Genomic DNA, 16,610 nt, shown 5'->3' on the forward strand with positions numbered 1-16,610 from the left:
TAAGAAAAGAAGAAGCATGGATGCGGAGAGAATTTCTCTCGGAATCCATGCTTCTTTTTTGTTTTCAGATGCATCCCTTGCTGGAGGGAATTTCAAAATGATGGATGTCGCGCCGCACAGCCATCTTGATGCTGCGGGCAAGTGCTTTGAAGATACCTTCAATCTTGTGGTGCTCGTTGGTGCCTTCTGCCTTGATGTGGAGGTTCATACGGGCCGAGTCACTCAGTGACTTGAAGAAATGGAGAAACATCTCGGTAGGCATGTCGCCAATCTTTTCGCGGGTGAAGGTCGCATCCCACACCAGCCAGGGACGTCCGCCGAAGTCGAGTGCCACCATGCACAGGCAGTCGTCCATAGGCAGGCAGTAGCCGTAGCGTTCGATGCCCCGTTTGCTCCCGAGGGCCTGATACAGACATTCACCCAAAGCGATGGCCGTGTCTTCGATGGTATGGTGCTCGTCCACGTGCAAATCACCGTCCACGTGGATGTCGAGGTCGATGCCGCCATGCTTGCCAATCTGCTCCAGCATGTGGTCGAAGAAACCCAGTCCCGTGTGGATGTGGCAGGTGCCGTTTCCGTCCAGGTTGAGGCGGATGCGGATGTCGGTTTCCTTGGTCTTCCGGCACACTTCTGCGATTCGTTCGCCGGCAAAGAGGAATTCCGCTACACGATCCCAGTCGGTGGTGGCCAGCACGCAGGTGTCCTCCAGTCCGCTACCAGCCAGTATACTTTTATCCGGTTGCAGCAGGATGGCCTTGCAACCTAAGTTCTTGGCCAGTTGTACATCCGTCGCCCGGTCGCCGATGACAAAGCTGCCCGGCAGGTCATAGTCCGGGTTGTTCAGGTAAGCCGTCAGCATGCCCGTACGGGGCTTGCGTGTAGGGGCATTGTCTTCCGGAAAGCTTCGGTCAATCAGAATATTGTCGAACTCGATGCCTTCGTTCTTGAAAGACTGGAGCATCAGGTTGTGTACGGGCCAGAAAGTCTCTTCCGGAAAAGAGGGCGTACCCAGTCCGTCCTGGTTGGTCACCATGACCAGCTCAAAATCCAGTTTCTGCCGGATGAAATACAGGTTGCGGAACACCTTGGGATAAAACTCCAGTTTCTCGAACGCATCCAACTGATAATCTACGGGCGGTTCGATGACGAGGGTCCCGTCGCGGTCGATAAACAATACTTTCTTTTTCATGCTTCCTCCTCCTTATAGTTTTTCAGGGCCTCCAGCAGCGCATCATTCTCCGGATGCGTACCGATGGTGATGCGCAGGCAGTTGTGGCACAAGGCTACATTACTGCGGTTACGGACGATGATGCCTCGGTCCACCAGGTAATCATAGATTTTCTTGGCATTGCTCACCCGAGTGAGGAAGAAATTCGCGTCGGTGGGGTAGATGTGCTCGCAGCACGGCAGTTTCTCAAATTCAGTCATCAGGCGGGTACGTTCTTTCAGCAGAGAAGCCACCCATTGCTGTACCTGATAATGCTTTTCAATCATCCGGATGGCTTCCTGCTGGGTCAGCCGGTTCACGTTGTAAGGATACTTGATTTTGTTCAGCAAATCAATGATTTCCTTGGAGGCGAACGCCATGCCCAGACGGATAGCCGCACAGCCCCACGCCTTCGAGAAGGTCTGCAGGATAATCAGGTTCGGGAACTCGTCGAGCTGTGACAGGAACGACGGCTGGTCGGAGAAATCCGCATACGCCTCGTCCACGATGACCAGTCCCTCGAACTGCCGGAGCAGGGTCAGAATCTCTTCCCGGCATAGGTTGTTGCCCGTCGGGTTGTTGGGTGAGCAGAGGAAAATCAGTTTGGTGTGCTCGTCGGCAGCCGCCAGTAGGTCGGCAGCCTTGAACTGGAAATTCGCATCGAGCTGCACCTTGCGGTACTCTACGTCGTTGACATCGGCACAGACCTGATACATGCCGTAGGTCGGCTCGATGGCCACTACGTTGTCGATGCCCGGACGGCAGAATGCCCGGAAAGGAAGGTCGATGGCCTCGTCGCTGCCGTTGCCCAGGAAGATATGTTCGGGCGATACCTTCTTGATACGCCCGATCAGTCCTTTCAGTTCCCGTTGCAGCGGGTCCGGATACCGGTTGTTGGGCGTGTTGTAAGGATTCTCGTTGGCATCCAGAAACACCGATGCCTCTTTCCCGCTATATTCGTCGCGTGCCGAAGAGTAAGGCTTCAAGGCCCAGATATTCGGCCGCGTAAGTTCTTTCAATGGTTTCATGATTCTTTCTTTAAACGTACGGAGATTGCATTTTTGTGGCCGTCCAGCTGCTCGTTGGCCGCCATCACCTCAATGGCCGGGCCAATCATGGCGATGCCTTCGGGTGTGATTTCCTGGAACGTGATTTTGCGGATGAAGCTGTCCAGACTCACCCCGCTGTACGCTTTGGCATAGCCGTTGGTCGGCAACGTGTGGTTGGTGCCCGAAGCATAGTCGCCCGCACTTTCCGGCGAATAATATCCTAAGAATACCGAGCCCGCATTGACAATCCGTTCACTGACTTCCAGGTAGTCCTTGGTTTCGATAATTAGGTGCTCCGGTGCATACTCGTTGACCATGGCCACTGCCTCGTCCATGTCTTTTACCAGAATCAGTTTACTGGCTGCGAGTGAGCGGCTGGCGATTTCCTTGCGTGGCAACACGTTCAACTGGCGTTCCACCTCTTGCATGGTCGCTTTTAGTAAGGTTTCGCTCGTGGTAATCAGGAGGGCCTGACTGTCTACGCCGTGTTCAGCCTGGGAAAGCAGGTCGGCTGCCACGAAGGTCGGGTTGGCGGTTTCATCGGCCAGTACCGCTACTTCCGACGGACCTGCCGGCATGTCGATGGCTACATCGCGCAGAGAAACCTGCTGCTTGGCTGCCGTGACATATTGGTTGCCCGGACCGAATATCTTGTATACTTTCGGAATACTTTCCGTGCCGTAGGCCATCGCCCCGATGGCCTGTACACCTCCTGCCTTGAAAATATGGCTGATACCCCCCAGTTTGGCGGCATACAGGATGGCCGGATGAATCTTTCCTTCTTTATTGGGTGGGGTACAGAGAATGATTTCTTTGCAGCCCGCAATCTGTGCCGGAGTGGCCAGCATCAGCACGGTCGAGAAGAGGGGAGCCGTTCCGCCGGGAATGTACAGTCCCACCTTCTCAATGGGCACTGCCTTCTGCCAGCAAGTGACGCCCGGCAGGGTGGTAATCTTTTTCCCTTGGAACACCTGTGCCGCATGGAAGGTGTGGATGTTCTTGTAGGCCAGTGTGATGGCCGCCTTCAGTTCGATACTGACCTTCTTTTCCGCTTCGGCGATTTCCGCCTCGCTTACCTGCAAGGAGTCCAGCCGTACCTTGTCAAATTTCTCTTCATACTCCCGCACGGCCTTGTCGCCTTCAAACTTGATGCGGTTCAATATTTCGAGTACCGTCTCCCGCAGCGATTCCGTCTGGAGAGTAGGCCGTTTCAGCAAGTCGGCCCATGTACTTTTCTCAGGATAAGTAATGATGTTCATAGTAGCATTTGGTGTGAAATGATTCAACGGTTAAAGTATCATTTTCTCGATGGGAAGTACCAGGATACCCTGTGCCCCGATGGCCTTCAGCTTGCCGATGATTTCCCAGAAACGTTTCTGGTCGATGACGGTGTGGATGCTGCTCCATCCCTCCGTGGCCAGCGGCATGATGGTGGGACTCTTGATGCCCGGCAGTACCTCCACGATGTCATTTACCTTGTCGGTAGGCACGTTCATCAGCACGTATTTCTTGTCTTCAGCTGTCTTTACGGCATCGATGCGGAACAACAGCTCCTGAAGGATTTCCTTCTTTTCTGCCGACAGGTTCTTGTTGCCGATGAGCAAAGCCTCACTCTTCATCACCACTTCCACCTCTTTCAGGTTGTTGCTGATGAGGGTCGAGCCTGAGCTGACGATGTCGAAGATGGCATCTGCCAATCCGATGGCCGGAGATATTTCCACCGATCCTGTGATGACATGGATGTCCGCCTCAATCTGCTGCTCGTCCAGGAAGTTCTTCAGAATGTGCGGGTAGGAGGTGGCAATCTTCTTGTGGTTGAACCACTGCAGCCCGTTGTATTCGGTTTCTTTATGGATGGCCAGCGAGAGACGGCATTTGCTGAATCCCAGCCGGTGAACGATTTCAGCTTCTTCGGCACGTTCCACGAACTCGTTTTCTCCCACAATACCCAGGTCGGCCACGCCGTTGGCCACGCACTGTGGAATGTCATCGTCGCGCAGGAAGAGCACTTCCACGGGGAAGTTGGTAGATTGTGTCAGCAAGGTACGTTTGGAAGTAGACAGCTTGATGTCGGCTTCTGTGAACAGGGCCATTGTGTCTTCAAACAGACGCCCTTTGGATTGTACGGCAATTCTTAACATGTTGTTTTTCGGTTAAAAGTGTCCAAATAAAAAAGGCTTACCGAGGATGATTCCTAACGGCAAGCCTTTTTGTTATCTTATCTCTTCTGTAACTACACGCCTTCTCAGCCTACCGTGTGAACCGTTAGGAAATGATGATGGCGATGATGTACAGTATTTAAAATCATGTGGTCTTTCTTTTATGTCGACAAAAGTATAAGATAAGATTTGAAAATGCAAATATTTATCAGGAAAAAGTCGGTTTTGCTGTCAGTTTTATAAATTCTCCACTTCTTTTTCCGTATAGCAGCCCTTGAAGCACATTTCCTTTTCCGCTTTTTCTTTCGAGAAAAGGTAATACGTGCACACGGCTTTGGTGCAGAGTTGGTCGTGCTCGTCGAAGATGCCCGCTTCGATGAACGCGAAGTTGCGTTTCACTTCTTTCAGCCGGGCTCGGAGCGTGAGATGCGAGTCGGTGGTATGCACCGGCTTCAGGTAGTGCGTTTCCATGCGGGAAGTCACCCCCGAGGTCTGCATCTTGCGGGCGATGACCCAGGCACAGATTTCATCGAGCATCGTGGCCTGTATGCCCCCGTGCAGGGTGTTTACCCAGCCCTGGAAGCGGGCCTCCGGTTTCCACAGGCACACAATCTCTTCTCCGTCCTCGTAAAACTCCATTTTCAGTCCGTCCTCGTTGTGGGGAGCACATCCGAAACAGAAGTATCCTTCTATTCCTTTCCAAGGATTGATAATCTTTTCCATGTGCGTCGAGGTTGGAAGGTTAGAGGGTATAGTCCACGCAGGCCCGGTTTTCCTTGGCGTCTTTCAGGATACCTGCCGCCGCCACGTGAGCCGGATGGATGGAATAGGCTTTCACTTCTTCCAAGGTGTCGAAACTGCTGTCCAAGCAGATGTCCCATGTCTCTGCCGGGTTCTCGTTCGGTCCCACATGGATGTCGCGGATAAAAGGAATGGTGGCCGGAAGGGCTTCAATAGCTGCCTTGAAACGGTGCATGATGTCGGTTTTCTCTGCTGGAGCAAGAGATTCTTTCAGTTTGAATAGAACAATGTGTTTGACCATGTTTGTTTGTTTTTATGATTTTACTATTTTTGTGTATTGCAAATATAGAAATTAATTATTGAAACAAGTTATGATTATCATTGGAATTGCAGGAGGAACAGGCTCCGGGAAAACAACTGTGGTGCGACGGATTGTAGAAAGTCTGCCGGAAAACGAAGTGGCAGTGCTTCCGCTCGACTCTTATTACAAGGACAGCAGCCATGTGCCGGTGGAAGAACGGCAGAACATCAACTTCGACCATCCCTCTGCCTTCGACTGGGACTTGCTCTCGAAGCACGTGGACATGCTGCGCCGGGGGGAAGCCATCGAACAGCCTGTGTATTCCTACCTGACTTGTACCCGCCAGAAAGAGACTATTCATGTGGAGCCGCGCAAGGTGGTCATCATCGAGGGAATTCTGGCTCTGAGCGACCGGCGTCTCTGCAAGCAGATGGACCTGCGCATCTTTGTGGATGCCGACCCCGACGAACGTCTGATTCGTGTCATCCAGCGGGATGTGATTGAACGCGGACGTACGGCAGAGGCCGTGATGGACCGTTACGTGCGGGTGTTGAAACCTATGCACCTGGAGTTCATCGAGCCGGCCAAGCGGATTGCCGACCTGATTATCCCGCAGGGAGGGCACAACGAAAAAGCCATTGAGATTTTGAAAATGTATATCGAAAAAATTGTCGACCGATGAAAACATGGATCGGATGTCTGGTAGGGGCGATGGTGCTGCTGCTCTTTTCCTGTCAGTCGGAGAAGAAGGCGGAGGAAGTGGCTGTTGACTTGCCGCAGATACTGGAGAAGAAAGAGCTGGTGGTGCTCACGGTCAACAGTTCCGTGTCGTACTTCAACTATCGCGGCGAACCCATGGGATTCCAGTACGAACTGGCCCAACAGTTTGCCAAGTCGCTCGGCGTGACCCTGAAAGTAAAGGTGGTGAAAGACGAAGAGGAACTGGTAGACAGTCTGCTCAGTGGGGCAGGCGACTTGGTGGCCTATAACCTTATCATGACCAACTCCTTGAAAGACAGTCTGATTTATTGCGGGGAGGAAGACATCACCCGCCAGGTCATTGTGCAGCGGCGCGGAAAGGAAGCCCTGAAAGACGTGACGGAGCTGGTAGGAAAGAAGGTCTATGTCAATTCTGGAAAATACCGCACCCGGCTGGAGAACCTGAACCGGGAGTTAGGAGGTGGCATCGACATTTGTGAGGTCTCCTCCGACAGTGTCTCGTCGGAAGACCTGATTACATGGGTGGCGGAAGGCCGCATCGACTATACGGTGGCCACTGATGAAATCGCCAAAATCAACCGGACTTATTATCCGGTGCTGGACATCAAGCTGGCCATCAGCTTCGACCAGCGTTCATCGTGGGCGGTGCGTAAGGCCTCGCCTCAGCTGGCCGCCGCGGCTGATAAGTGGCACCGTGAGAACATCAATTCACCGGAGTTCCGGGCCAGTGCCCGCCGTTATTTCGAGTTGGCCAAGCGTCCTTCGCACGGGTCCATCCTTTCCGTGAAAGATGGCAAGATTTCCCATTATGATGCACTGTTTCGACGCTATTCCAAGGAAATCGGGTGGGACTGGCGACTGCTGGCCTCCTTGGCCTATACGGAATCGAACTTCAATCCGAATGTCATCTCTTGGGCCGGTGCCAGGGGGTTGATGCAGCTGATGCCTGCTACGGCTCGTGCCATGGGGGTGCCGCCCGGTAAGGAGCAGGACCCGGAAGAGAGCATCAAGGCCGCGGTGAAATACATCGCTCAAATGCAGCGCACGTTCAGCAAGGTAACCGACAAGGAGGAGCAGGAAAAGTTCATCCTGGCCGCCTACAACTGCGGAATAGGCCATGTGACCGATGCTATGGCCCTGGCCGAGAAGTACGGGCGCAACCGTTACCTGTGGGAACATCACGTGGCCCATTATATGTTGCTTAAGAGCAACAAGGAATACTATCAGGACCCTGTCTGTAAGAACGGTTATCTCCGCGGCAGCGATACCTATGAGTTCGTGCGGGAGATTCTGGCGCGGACGGAGCTTTACAAACGGAAAATCAAGAAATAGGAGGCTCTGCGTGAAAGTATTATATGGCTTGGGCGTTTTCTGCTTTTAAGTCTTTGGGGGGTATGCTGAATCCAATCGGTTTTTTCCCTTCGTTTTCTTGTATTTTATCAATGGTTATTTCCAGCATGGCATCTACCGTTGATTTCAGATCCGTGAAATATGTATAGAATAGAGTTAGCAACATATCTTTGTTGGTGAAATAAAAATGGGTATCTACCGTTACCTGATCATTGAAACACTTCACAACGGCATGTCTGATTTCGTCTGTATTTACTTTGTCTGCAATGAAAGTCTTTTGTGAGAGATCCAGTTTCTGATAGTCTTCGTCTGCAAGTTGGAAATCAATGTAGCAGCAGGGATATTCCTCGTTCAATCTGAACTCAACGGAATATTTGTAGTCTTCATAAGTGAATTGGATGTTTCCTTCTACTATTTCATTTTGAATACCTTCATCCGTGAGATATGAGACAATGGTTGTACGGATTTTTTTAATGTTGTGTTTGAACTGGAATTTTTTCCAAACAGATAAGATGGCTTTATTCATAGTGCATTTATTTAAATGTTGTTTTTGTAAATATCGTATTTATGGAAGAATATGTAGTAGTTTGTTTTGAATAAAATGAAGAGGAAAGGTGAATCGTATCAAATAAGCTGTTTTTGGTACGATTCTTCCTTTCCATTTTCATAGTGATAGAGCGAACGATGCGTTCATAATTCTTCTGATAGAATCTATCTCCTGGTGAATAGGCTTATCCGGCAGAAATGATTTTTCCTAAGATTTTGAGAATGAGGTTGACCTTTTTGACTTTTTGGGTCTCTTGATCTTGTTCGTCAATATTTTGTTGAGTGCTATATTGTAGGTTTGAAAATTCATGGAGTGACATTTTTTTATATTTTCTAATGGCATTCCAACGGTCGAAGAACCCAATCAATACAGGAATACCTATCAAGACACCGAGTGTTCTTAGAATATAGGACCACCAGGCAGAGGTTGTCAGGACTTCCCGTGTTCCCTTCTGTGTTCCGAAAAGCCAATATTCATATTCTTCCGTTTCGTACATGGGATAACAGACCGATAGCAGATAGCCTCCCACAAAGAGCAAGATGGCGAATATCAGCCACCCTCGGTAAGTGGCACAGGCATGCCGGTGCTTTTCCAATAATTCTTTTTGAGACAAATTGACAATTTGTTCCTGCTTATGTCTGATGTATGTGGTGGATATGACTAATACAACAATAATGAGAATTAATAATGTGAACATAGTTTTTTAATTATAAGTGGATGATTTTTTCTATTTCTTTGGCCCGTTCGTCCGAAATATGAAGTTGTGCTTTCAGCTTGTCCAGCAACCGTCGTTCACTGGCTGTGATTTCATTCCCTTCTTCCAGACATAGTTTATATTCCTCCCAGTATTCCTTTTCTGCTTCAGTGAGTGAAGGCTTTAAACTATTCTCCAGTTCTTGTGCACGCGTGTCGGAAATACCTAAATGTTTGCGCAGCCTTTCCAATAATCTTCGTTCTCCGGGAGAAATCTCTTGATTTTCTGTCAGGCACATCTGTAGCTCATTCAGGTATTCTTCTTCTTCGTGGGTGTAGGAGGTAGCAGGTGAGGCCTGTGAGGCAGGCTGTCCCAGTTCATTGAGTGAAGCAAAGTGTACGTGGATGGCCAGTACGGCATTTTCCTGCACTTCGAACTTTTCTTCTAATTTCTTGTTCCATTGTCCGTTGACGGTCAGTAACAAGTTCTTGAACTCACCTTCTATGGAGCTTAATTCCGACCCTTCCAGTACCCGGCTTTTTCGAGTTTCAATTCTTTCTTCGTGTTGTTGCAGACTGCCTTGCAGGCGCTGTTCGTATAAGCGTTGCCAGGACGGTTCATTAGGATACCATACCAAGTTTTCGGGTAAATGTGGCTTTGCTGTAGGCAGAAATGTCTGATGGAGGTTGATTGACTGGCTGATTTCATCAATCAAATGTTGGTTTTGATTGCGATTGGCTTTACCGGAAGCAGAAGCCACTCTATAATTGACTTCTCCTGTAACCTGTTGCTCCGAGTTGGTATTTCGGTCACTGGAAGAAGTGTTCAAACACTCGATGTGGATTTCTTTTGCTCCCAAACATTGCACCAGTTGGCAGAATTCGCGTACTTTATCTTCTATCAGCTCCAGTTCGTAATTTTCGAACGGCAGGTATTTTTGCTTGATGTATGGATGTCCTACATATAACTGATAGGCCACAGGATGTCCGATAGGGAAGTCAATGCCTGATTGAGTCAGTTCTTTAATTTGGATGACACTTAAATAGTTCTGCCGTAAATCCGTATAGTCATTGACGGGTAATAATACTTTTCTCTGGTTGTACGGTTGTTCCAGATAGGAGGATACATACTGGGAATCATAGCTTTTGAAGTCTGTCACTGCACTCTTTTTGATGAATACATCAGTAGTAGGGTATTGTAAGTCGTCTGCGGCTCCTTGGCCTACATATAAAGCCAGTTTTCGGGCTTCTGTGTAGTTTCCCTGTTTGTCATACACATTATATTTTATTGTCTGTAGCAGATATTCCATGGGACTGCTAGGTTCACAATGTTTCAGTCCTTCCTCACATAGATTGAAGGCTTTTTCATATTCTTTCCGTAGAAAATATTCTTTTGCGGCTGCAGTATAAAATATTTCCAGTCCATCTTGGTCTTTGCACGACAAGGCGAACTGCAAAGCTTCGTCTGCTTTGCCTTCTTGTATGAGTTGGTCGTAGTGGCTGGCTGCCGTATCAAACGGATCGGCTTCCGGTTCCACGCATTGTGCCATTTGGGTAAATAATCTGGCGAGAGAACTGCCAATACGGCGTGCTTTCTCATTGTCCTCATTTTTCATGAAATAAGATATGTGTATCGGACAATAATCTGTTTCATCTCCGTATCCCCAGAAATATAAAACCAGGTCCTTGTATTCTACCCGTTGTATGGCACTCCAAGGGAGGATTATCTTTTCGGTAGGCTTGTCATTATCAGGAATGCAGCAGATGCCCTCGTCGGTCAGTACCAGTCCTTGGTCTCTTGAGTTCCAAAAAGAAGTGTCTCTGATGAATAAGATTTTTTCATTGTAGCCGATACCGAAATTCAGTCGCATATCGCTCTTTATATCTTCTGGTATCGGGGATATGCAACAATCGCTTTGGTTCAGTTCATTACCCCACAAGTATTTGCTGCTTTTGAAGAGATTGATGACTGATGTTCCTGAGGAAACCTTTGTACCGCAGTTGGGACAAACCTTAGCTCCTTGATTGAGTTCTTTACCACACTTTTTACAAAACATAGTTGTACCTTTTAGTTATAATTTTTGTCCGCATGATTCACAGAAGTTGCTGCCTGCTTCGTTGATATGTCCACATTGGGGGCAAACAATATCCGTATCGGTTGTATCGGATGAGCGGAGAGTCGAACTTGTATTTATAGGGGGATTGAAGTTGATGTAGCTATCTGGACGACTGGTCTTAATTTTGCAATTGTATTTTCTATTGAAATCCTCTTCTCCATTTACCAAATAGAGGATTCCTTCAATGAGGGCAATGATGCTGGGAATATAGGTCCAGCAAAAGAGAAGGTAAATAATGCCTATCCATTTTCCTAAATAGAATTTGTGTGCTCCCAGTCCTCCTAAAAAGAAGGCTAACGCAGCAGCTATATATCGATTTTTCATGTTTGTAGAATTTAGTGGTTGAAAAAAAGGATGGAGAATTTAGAAATTAAATTCTCCATTGGGGTGATTTTAGCCTATTTTTTGAACGTCTAAGTCATTCATGTTCAACGCACCGGCTCTTTTGATGTCTACTCCGTAAATACGATAGAAAGCATCGACTACGGTTTGTCCTCCATTGGTCGTGACGGGATTACTGAATGAATTACTTGGAATTTCTACATACATTCCCGGTTCAAGACGGATACCATTGGTGTTTTTCATCCTTTTTACGGTAATTCTAAATAACGGCATAGCTATTCTCCTTATACGCCTATAAGTCCTCAGAATTCAGCATTAGATTTGACATAATAAAGGCGTGAGGACTTGTCTGCTATTCACCGAAAAACAGGCATCGCCAAACGCCTCACTCAAGATGAACAAGAAACAGTACTCCCACGCCGTTTTGGTATGTAGATACAGCATTGGCTGTACACACATATACAAACAGATGAGCGTCATGTCCTTTTTATCCCTTGAGTAGTTGAAATTGGCGATTTCGTTTTTCAGGATAAGCGGAAAAAACGCTTTCACTCTGTCAGGCCATTTCTCCAGTCTGACATTGCAAATATACATTTTTAACCCGAACATGACGCTCTTGTGGAGGAGTTTTTTTACCTTTACTTATTCTTTACTGCAAAAATAAGGTTGTCTTTTATATGGGACCAAGAATTGGTGTACACTTTTTGGACCTGCCAATAAAAAGTACCAGAAACCATGAAAAATGATACTGCGATGAGTGAAAAACTGGAAATACTGCAATGTCTGATTGAAAATCGGATGTTTGCTTCTTCTTCCTCGGCGTTGGCTCAGGAGTTGGGATACAAGGGTAAGATGACCTTTTATAGAATAATGAAAGGAGAAATCTCCGAAAAAACGGTCGAGGAGGTATGGGAACGATTAAAGACGGTTTATTACTTGGAGGACGATGATCTTTATGCTATAACTCGAATTTGCTATGCGGCAAAGGAATTTTATGAGGCTGTTCTCCCAGAAATGAATACCCGGCATCCGGAGTGGGTAGAGAATGTGATAATGTCTTTGGTGGAAGATACGTATGATTATCACTCGGAGGCTTTTAAGAAAGAGGTGGTACCGGTATTGAAAGAGTGGAAGCAGGAGGAACCGAATTTGTTCTGGGGAATGGCTGTCTTGTTTTATATTCGTGCAAAGAAAATCGAACCTTATCAGAAGGAGGCTTGTACAATCAGACGGCGCTTACTTCATGAGCTGGATGAGATTTTGTATGCATTGTATCCAGAGAATCTGCAGGCTCATCAGGCCGCACAAAACGTGATGGAGACTCCTCATTCTTCCTTTTCTGTCTGGCGCTTGTTGTTCGATGCCATTCTGTTGTTCCGATATTATACGGAAACAGATTTTATCCGAAAAGTGGCTAAGAGTGCAGTATTGTTTGACTGGCCTGCCCGTAGTTACTGGATTGCGCCAGGGGCAAATTATCAGGAGGGAGAGACTGTCTGGTTGCTGGTGGAGAATGATTTTCAGACCGATGCATATGGATTATATGTTGTGCTTCGGTTGACAGTGGGGAAAACGATTGACGCGTTCCATGTGGATGCGGTCTGTCTTTTCCAGTTTTTAACGGCCGATAATGAGTCCGATAGCTCTATTCTGTCTGTTGCTCGGATGAGCAATGGGCAGAAAGATTCTTGTTACTACGTTTATCGTTATGAAGAAGAGAAAAGAATGTTGTATTTCTCTGTCGTGCCGGAATATGGTAATAAGTACGGACTGCCTGAGGTTTTGCAGCGGGTTGACCTGCAGTCTCCAGACGGAAAAGATGAAAAGGTTTGGAGTCGGATTATGGGAAAGTTTGATAAAGAAGGGAATGGCAGAAAGATTTATCAGAAAGCTTTGGAGGATTGGTTGGGGATTGTTGATCTGTCAGCCCAATATAGTATAAAAAATGTGATACTCGACCGCACTTTTTTCTCCTTGGTTTTGGAGAGTGCAGGAGCTACACATACGTATCGGTTATCGGTTTCACGGTATGCGTTCTTATCTGGCATCCATCCTTCGTCTCGTATTATGATTACCAAACACCGGGAAGATGAGGCCATTTATGTGGAATGGCCTTCGCTGGGCTATGCTGTTCGGTTAGCAGAATTTGCACAAGTGGATTGAAGATTGTGGAAGGAAATGTTATATGTGCTGAGATCTTCGATCTTTTTATGTATGCTAGCCCTTCGTCGTTTTTCTGCCGATTTCTTTTATATAACTTTTTTTTCTTATAAATTTGCAGCCTAAATTTGGGAGGGTTCTCCCTGATAAACTAGATAATAGATAAAAAATCACATAATTATTATGAGTAAGAAGTTTACTGAATATTCGCAGCTCAACTTGTCGGAAATCAACAAGGAGGTGCTGAAAACATGGGATGAGAACGATGTGTTCTCTAAAAGTATGACAGAACGTGAGGGATGTCCTTCTTTCGTATTTTACGAAGGTCCCCCTTCAGCCAACGGTATGCCGGGCATTCACCACGTGATGGCGCGTACGATTAAGGATACATTCTGCCGTTTCAAGACCATGAAGGGCTTCCAGGTAAAGCGTAAAGCCGGATGGGACACACACGGACTGCCGGTGGAACTGGGAGTGGAAAAGGCACTGGGCATCACCAAGGAGGATATTGGTAAAACGATTTCGGTGGCAGACTACAACAAGCACTGCCGCACGGATGTCATGAAGTTCACGAAAGAATGGACCGACCTTACACATAAGATGGGTTACTGGGTAGACCTGGACAACCCGTATATCACTTACGACAACCGCTACATTGAAACCTTGTGGTGGCTGTTGCAGCAGCTTTACAAGAAAGGCTTGCTCTACAAAGGATACACCATCCAGCCGTATTCTCCGGCTGCCGGTACGGGATTGAGCTCACACGAGCTGAACCAGCCGGGATGCTACCGCGACGTGAAAGACTTGACTGTGGTGGCTCAGTTCAAGATGAAGAACCCGAAACCGGAAATGGCGGAGTGGGGTACACCGTACTTCATCGCATGGACGACTACTCCGTGGACTTTGCCTTCAAATACTGCCCTCTGCGTGGGCCCGAAGATTGACTACGTGGCCGTACAGACCTACAATTCATACAATGGAGAGAAGATGACAGTGGTTCTGGCCAAACCGTTGCTGTATGCACACTTCAACAAGAAGGCGGAAGGCTTGGCACTGGAAGACTACAAGCCGGGTGACAAGCTGGTTCCGTTCAAGGTGGTAGGTGAGTACAAGGGTACCGACCTCGTGGGCATGGAATACGAACAGCTTATCCCGTGGGTGAAACCGGTGGAAGCTGCCGAGGACGGTACGTGGAAAGAGGCTGCTGACAAAGCGTTCCGCGTGATTCCGGGTGACTATGTGACCACGGAAGACGGTACGGGTATCGTACACATCGCGCCGACATTCGGTGCCGATGATGCCAACGTGGCACGTGCGGCAGGCATTCCTTCTTTGTTCATGATCAACAAAAAGGGTGAAACTCGTCCGATGGTCGACCTGACCGGTAAGTTTTATCTGATAGAGGAACTGGATGAGGCGTTCGTGAAGGAATGTGTGGATGTAGAGAAATACAAGGAATACGAAGGTCGCTGGGTGAAGAATGCCTACGACCCGCAGTTCACTGTCGATGGCAAATACGACGAGAAAGCCGCTCAGGCAGCCGAATCACTCGACGTGTATATCTGCATGATGCTGAAACAGCAGGGACTGGCGTTCAAGACAGAAAAGCATGTACACAACTATCCGCACTGCTGGCGTACCGACAAACCGGTGTTGTATTATCCGTTGGACAGCTGGTTCATCCGTTCTACGGCTTGCAAGGAACGTATGATGGAACTGAACAAGACCATCAACTGGAAACCGGAATCTACGGGTTCAGGCCGTTTCGGAAAATGGTTGGAAAATCTGAACGACTGGAACCTGAGTCGTTCACGCTACTGGGGTACACCGTTGCCTATCTGGAGAAGCGAAGAAGGCGAAGAAATTTGCATCGGTTCAGTAGAAGAACTGTATAACGAAATTGAAAAATCAGTGGCTGCCGGCTTCATGAAGGAAAATCCGTACAAGAAACTGGGATTCCAGCCGGGTGTATATAATAAGGAGAACTACGACAAGATTGACTTGCACCGTCCGTATGTAGACGATATCATCTTGGTCTCTGCTTCGGGCAAACCGATGAAGCGTGAATCGGACCTGATTGACGTATGGTTCGATTCTGGTTCCATGCCATATGCACAGCTGCACTATCCGTTTGAAAACAAGGAACTGATAGACTCTCGCAGCTATTATCCGGCCGACTTCATTGCAGAAGGTGTAGACCAGACGCGTGGATGGTTCTTTACGCTGCATGCCATCGCTACAATGGTGTTCGACAGTGTGGCTTACAAGAACGTTATCTCCAATGGTCTGGTGCTCGACAAGAACGGCAACAAGATGTCAAAGCGTTTGGGCAATGCCGTCGACCCGTTCGGTGCCATCGAGAAATTCGGTTCCGACCCGTTACGCTGGTACATGATTACCAACTCTTCTCCGTGGGACAACTTGAAGTTTGATACGGAAGGGGTGGATGAAGTACGTCGTAAGTTCTTCGGTACCTTGTACAATACGTATTCATTCTTTGCTTTGTATGCCAACGTGGACGGCTTTACCTACGCAGAAAAAGACGTGCCGATGAACGAGCGTCCGGAAATCGACCGCTGGATTTTGTCATTGCTGAACACGTTGATCAAAAACGTGGATGCTTGCTTCACAGATTACGAACCGACCAAGGCCGGACGTCTGATTACCGACTTTGTAAACGATAACTTGAGTAACTGGTACGTGCGTCTGAACCGTAAACGTTTCTGGGGCAGTGCCATGTCGACCGATAAACTGTCTGCTTACCAGACACTCTATACTTGCTTGGAGACCGTGGCCAAACTGATGGCACCGATTGCTCCGTTCTATGCCGACCGTCTGTATATGGACTTGATTGGCGTGACCGGACGTGACCAGGTGGTTTCTGTGCACCTTGCCAAGTTCCCGGTAGCTGACGAAAGTCTGATTAATACAGAGCTGGAAGCCCGCATGCAGATGGCACAGGATGTCACTTCCATGGTGCTGGCTTTGCGCCGTAAGGTGAACATTAAGGTACGTCAGCCGCTGCAGTGTATCATGATTCCGGTAGTAGATGAAGCCCAGAAACAGCATATTGAGGCAGTGAAAGACCTGATCATGAACGAGGTGAACGTGAAGGAAATCAAGTTCGTGGACGGCGCGGCAGGAGTGCTGGTGAAGAAAGTGAAATGTGACTTCAAGAAGCTGGGCCCGAAATTCGGAAAACAGATGAAGGCTGTGGCTGCTGC

15 protein-coding genes are annotated in these 16,610 nt (G+C 48.1%); 4 read left to right on the forward strand and 11 right to left on the reverse strand.

Going from position 1 to position 16,610, the window contains the following annotated elements; genetic code table 11:
* Window positions 1-64: 64 nt before the first annotated feature.
* The 6 genes from hisB to RDP42_RS05615 all read right to left on the reverse strand — a co-directional run bounded on the left by hisB (window position 65) and on the right by RDP42_RS05615 (window position 5,457).
* Entirely contained in the window at window positions 65-1,189 is a 1,125-nt protein-coding gene (gene hisB / locus RDP42_RS05590) for a bifunctional histidinol-phosphatase/imidazoleglycerol-phosphate dehydratase HisB (protein WP_308762885.1), read from the reverse strand.
* Window positions 1,186-2,235 (reverse strand): histidinol-phosphate transaminase, encoded by a 1,050-nt coding sequence (gene hisC, locus RDP42_RS05595; RefSeq protein WP_308762886.1) that lies wholly within the window; start codon window positions 2,233-2,235, stop codon window positions 1,186-1,188. The genes hisB and hisC overlap by 4 nt, the downstream gene beginning before the upstream one ends.
* Entirely contained in the window at window positions 2,232-3,515 is a 1,284-nt protein-coding gene (gene hisD, locus RDP42_RS05600) for a histidinol dehydrogenase (RefSeq protein ID WP_308762887.1), read from the reverse strand. The genes hisC and hisD overlap by 4 nt, the downstream gene beginning before the upstream one ends.
* Window positions 3,516-3,545: 30 nt before the next feature.
* A complete protein-coding gene (gene hisG, locus RDP42_RS05605) occupies window positions 3,546-4,397 on the reverse strand; it encodes an ATP phosphoribosyltransferase (protein WP_204476015.1) in 852 nt (283 codons plus the stop codon).
* A 255-nt stretch (window positions 4,398-4,652) separates the two neighbouring features.
* Window positions 4,653-5,138 carry a PaaI family thioesterase gene (locus tag RDP42_RS05610; protein WP_308762888.1) on the reverse strand — a complete coding sequence of 162 codons (486 nt, stop codon included), beginning with the start codon at window positions 5,136-5,138 and terminating at the stop codon, window positions 4,653-4,655.
* Window positions 5,139-5,157: 19 nt separating this feature from the next.
* Complete coding sequence (locus RDP42_RS05615; protein ID WP_308762889.1) at window positions 5,158-5,457, reverse strand: Dabb family protein; 300 nt, start codon at window positions 5,455-5,457, stop codon at window positions 5,158-5,160.
* A gap of 70 nt (window positions 5,458-5,527) precedes the next feature.
* Between RDP42_RS05615 and udk the strand changes: the two genes are divergently transcribed.
* Together udk and RDP42_RS05625 are read left to right on the forward strand one after the other, a co-directional pair.
* Window positions 5,528-6,139, forward strand: coding sequence for a uridine kinase (gene udk / locus RDP42_RS05620; RefSeq protein ID WP_308762890.1), 612 nt, complete (start codon window positions 5,528-5,530; stop codon window positions 6,137-6,139).
* Window positions 6,136-7,509 carry a transglycosylase SLT domain-containing protein gene (locus tag RDP42_RS05625; RefSeq protein WP_308762891.1) on the forward strand — a complete coding sequence of 458 codons (1,374 nt, stop codon included), beginning with the start codon at window positions 6,136-6,138 and terminating at the stop codon, window positions 7,507-7,509. Before udk ends, RDP42_RS05625 begins: the two co-directional genes overlap by 4 nt.
* 19 nt (window positions 7,510-7,528) lie before the next feature.
* Here the strand turns inward: RDP42_RS05625 and RDP42_RS05630 are convergent, their stop codons facing one another.
* From RDP42_RS05630 to RDP42_RS05650, 5 genes are all read right to left on the reverse strand, one after another.
* Window positions 7,529-8,053 carry a hypothetical protein gene (locus tag RDP42_RS05630; RefSeq protein WP_308762892.1) on the reverse strand — a complete coding sequence of 175 codons (525 nt, stop codon included), beginning with the start codon at window positions 8,051-8,053 and terminating at the stop codon, window positions 7,529-7,531.
* 205 nt (window positions 8,054-8,258) lie between these two features.
* Window positions 8,259-8,771, reverse strand: a complete 513-nt coding sequence (locus RDP42_RS05635; protein ID WP_308762893.1) for a hypothetical protein — start codon at window positions 8,769-8,771, stop codon at window positions 8,259-8,261.
* Between the two features lie 10 nt (window positions 8,772-8,781).
* A complete protein-coding gene (locus RDP42_RS05640; protein WP_308762894.1) occupies window positions 8,782-10,824 on the reverse strand; it encodes a zinc ribbon domain-containing protein in 2,043 nt (680 codons plus the stop codon).
* A gap of 15 nt (window positions 10,825-10,839) precedes the next feature.
* On the reverse strand, window positions 10,840-11,208 hold the full coding sequence (locus tag RDP42_RS05645; RefSeq protein ID WP_308762895.1) for an NINE protein: 369 nt from the start codon (window positions 11,206-11,208) through the stop codon (window positions 10,840-10,842).
* A gap of 69 nt (window positions 11,209-11,277) precedes the next feature.
* Window positions 11,278-11,499: a DUF6140 family protein gene (locus RDP42_RS05650; RefSeq protein ID WP_308762896.1), complete on the reverse strand. Its 222-nt coding sequence runs from the start codon at window positions 11,497-11,499 to the stop codon at window positions 11,278-11,280.
* A 462-nt stretch (window positions 11,500-11,961) separates the two neighbouring features.
* On the opposite strand from RDP42_RS05650, the gene RDP42_RS05655 reads away from it, so the two are divergent.
* Both RDP42_RS05655 and ileS read left to right on the forward strand, forming a co-directional pair.
* Entirely contained in the window at window positions 11,962-13,389 is a 1,428-nt protein-coding gene (locus tag RDP42_RS05655; RefSeq protein ID WP_308762897.1) for a hypothetical protein, read from the forward strand.
* 180 nt (window positions 13,390-13,569) lie between these two features.
* A partial coding sequence (gene ileS / locus RDP42_RS05660; protein WP_308762898.1) for an isoleucine--tRNA ligase occupies window positions 13,570-16,610 on the forward strand: 3,041 nt, incomplete at its 3' end.

The organism is uncultured Bacteroides sp. (assembly GCF_902472605.1).
GTDB lineage: Bacteria > Bacteroidota > Bacteroidia > Bacteroidales > Bacteroidaceae > Phocaeicola.

What these genes read in the sequence shown, in the direction of transcription:
- hisB (WP_308762885.1), bottom strand. Translation starts at nt 1,189, where the DNA reads ATGAAAAAGAAAGTATTGTTTATCGACCGCGACGGGACCCTCGTCATC.
- hisC (WP_308762886.1), bottom strand. Translation starts at nt 2,235, where the DNA reads ATGAAACCATTGAAAGAACTTACGCGGCCGAATATCTGGGCCTTGAAG.
- hisD (WP_308762887.1), bottom strand. Translation starts at nt 3,515, where the DNA reads ATGAACATCATTACTTATCCTGAGAAAAGTACATGGGCCGACTTGCTG.
- hisG (WP_204476015.1), bottom strand. Translation starts at nt 4,397, where the DNA reads ATGTTAAGAATTGCCGTACAATCCAAAGGGCGTCTGTTTGAAGACACA.
- RDP42_RS05610 (WP_308762888.1), bottom strand. Translation starts at nt 5,138, where the DNA reads ATGGAAAAGATTATCAATCCTTGGAAAGGAATAGAAGGATACTTCTGT.
- RDP42_RS05615 (WP_308762889.1), bottom strand. Translation starts at nt 5,457, where the DNA reads ATGGTCAAACACATTGTTCTATTCAAACTGAAAGAATCTCTTGCTCCA.
- udk (WP_308762890.1), top strand. Translation starts at nt 5,528, where the DNA reads ATGATTATCATTGGAATTGCAGGAGGAACAGGCTCCGGGAAAACAACT.
- RDP42_RS05625 (WP_308762891.1), top strand. Translation starts at nt 6,136, where the DNA reads ATGAAAACATGGATCGGATGTCTGGTAGGGGCGATGGTGCTGCTGCTC.
- RDP42_RS05630 (WP_308762892.1), bottom strand. Translation starts at nt 8,053, where the DNA reads ATGAATAAAGCCATCTTATCTGTTTGGAAAAAATTCCAGTTCAAACAC.
- RDP42_RS05635 (WP_308762893.1), bottom strand. Translation starts at nt 8,771, where the DNA reads ATGTTCACATTATTAATTCTCATTATTGTTGTATTAGTCATATCCACC.
- RDP42_RS05640 (WP_308762894.1), bottom strand. Translation starts at nt 10,824, where the DNA reads ATGTTTTGTAAAAAGTGTGGTAAAGAACTCAATCAAGGAGCTAAGGTT.
- RDP42_RS05645 (WP_308762895.1), bottom strand. Translation starts at nt 11,208, where the DNA reads ATGAAAAATCGATATATAGCTGCTGCGTTAGCCTTCTTTTTAGGAGGA.
- RDP42_RS05650 (WP_308762896.1), bottom strand. Translation starts at nt 11,499, where the DNA reads ATGCCGTTATTTAGAATTACCGTAAAAAGGATGAAAAACACCAATGGT.
- RDP42_RS05655 (WP_308762897.1), top strand. Translation starts at nt 11,962, where the DNA reads ATGAAAAATGATACTGCGATGAGTGAAAAACTGGAAATACTGCAATGT.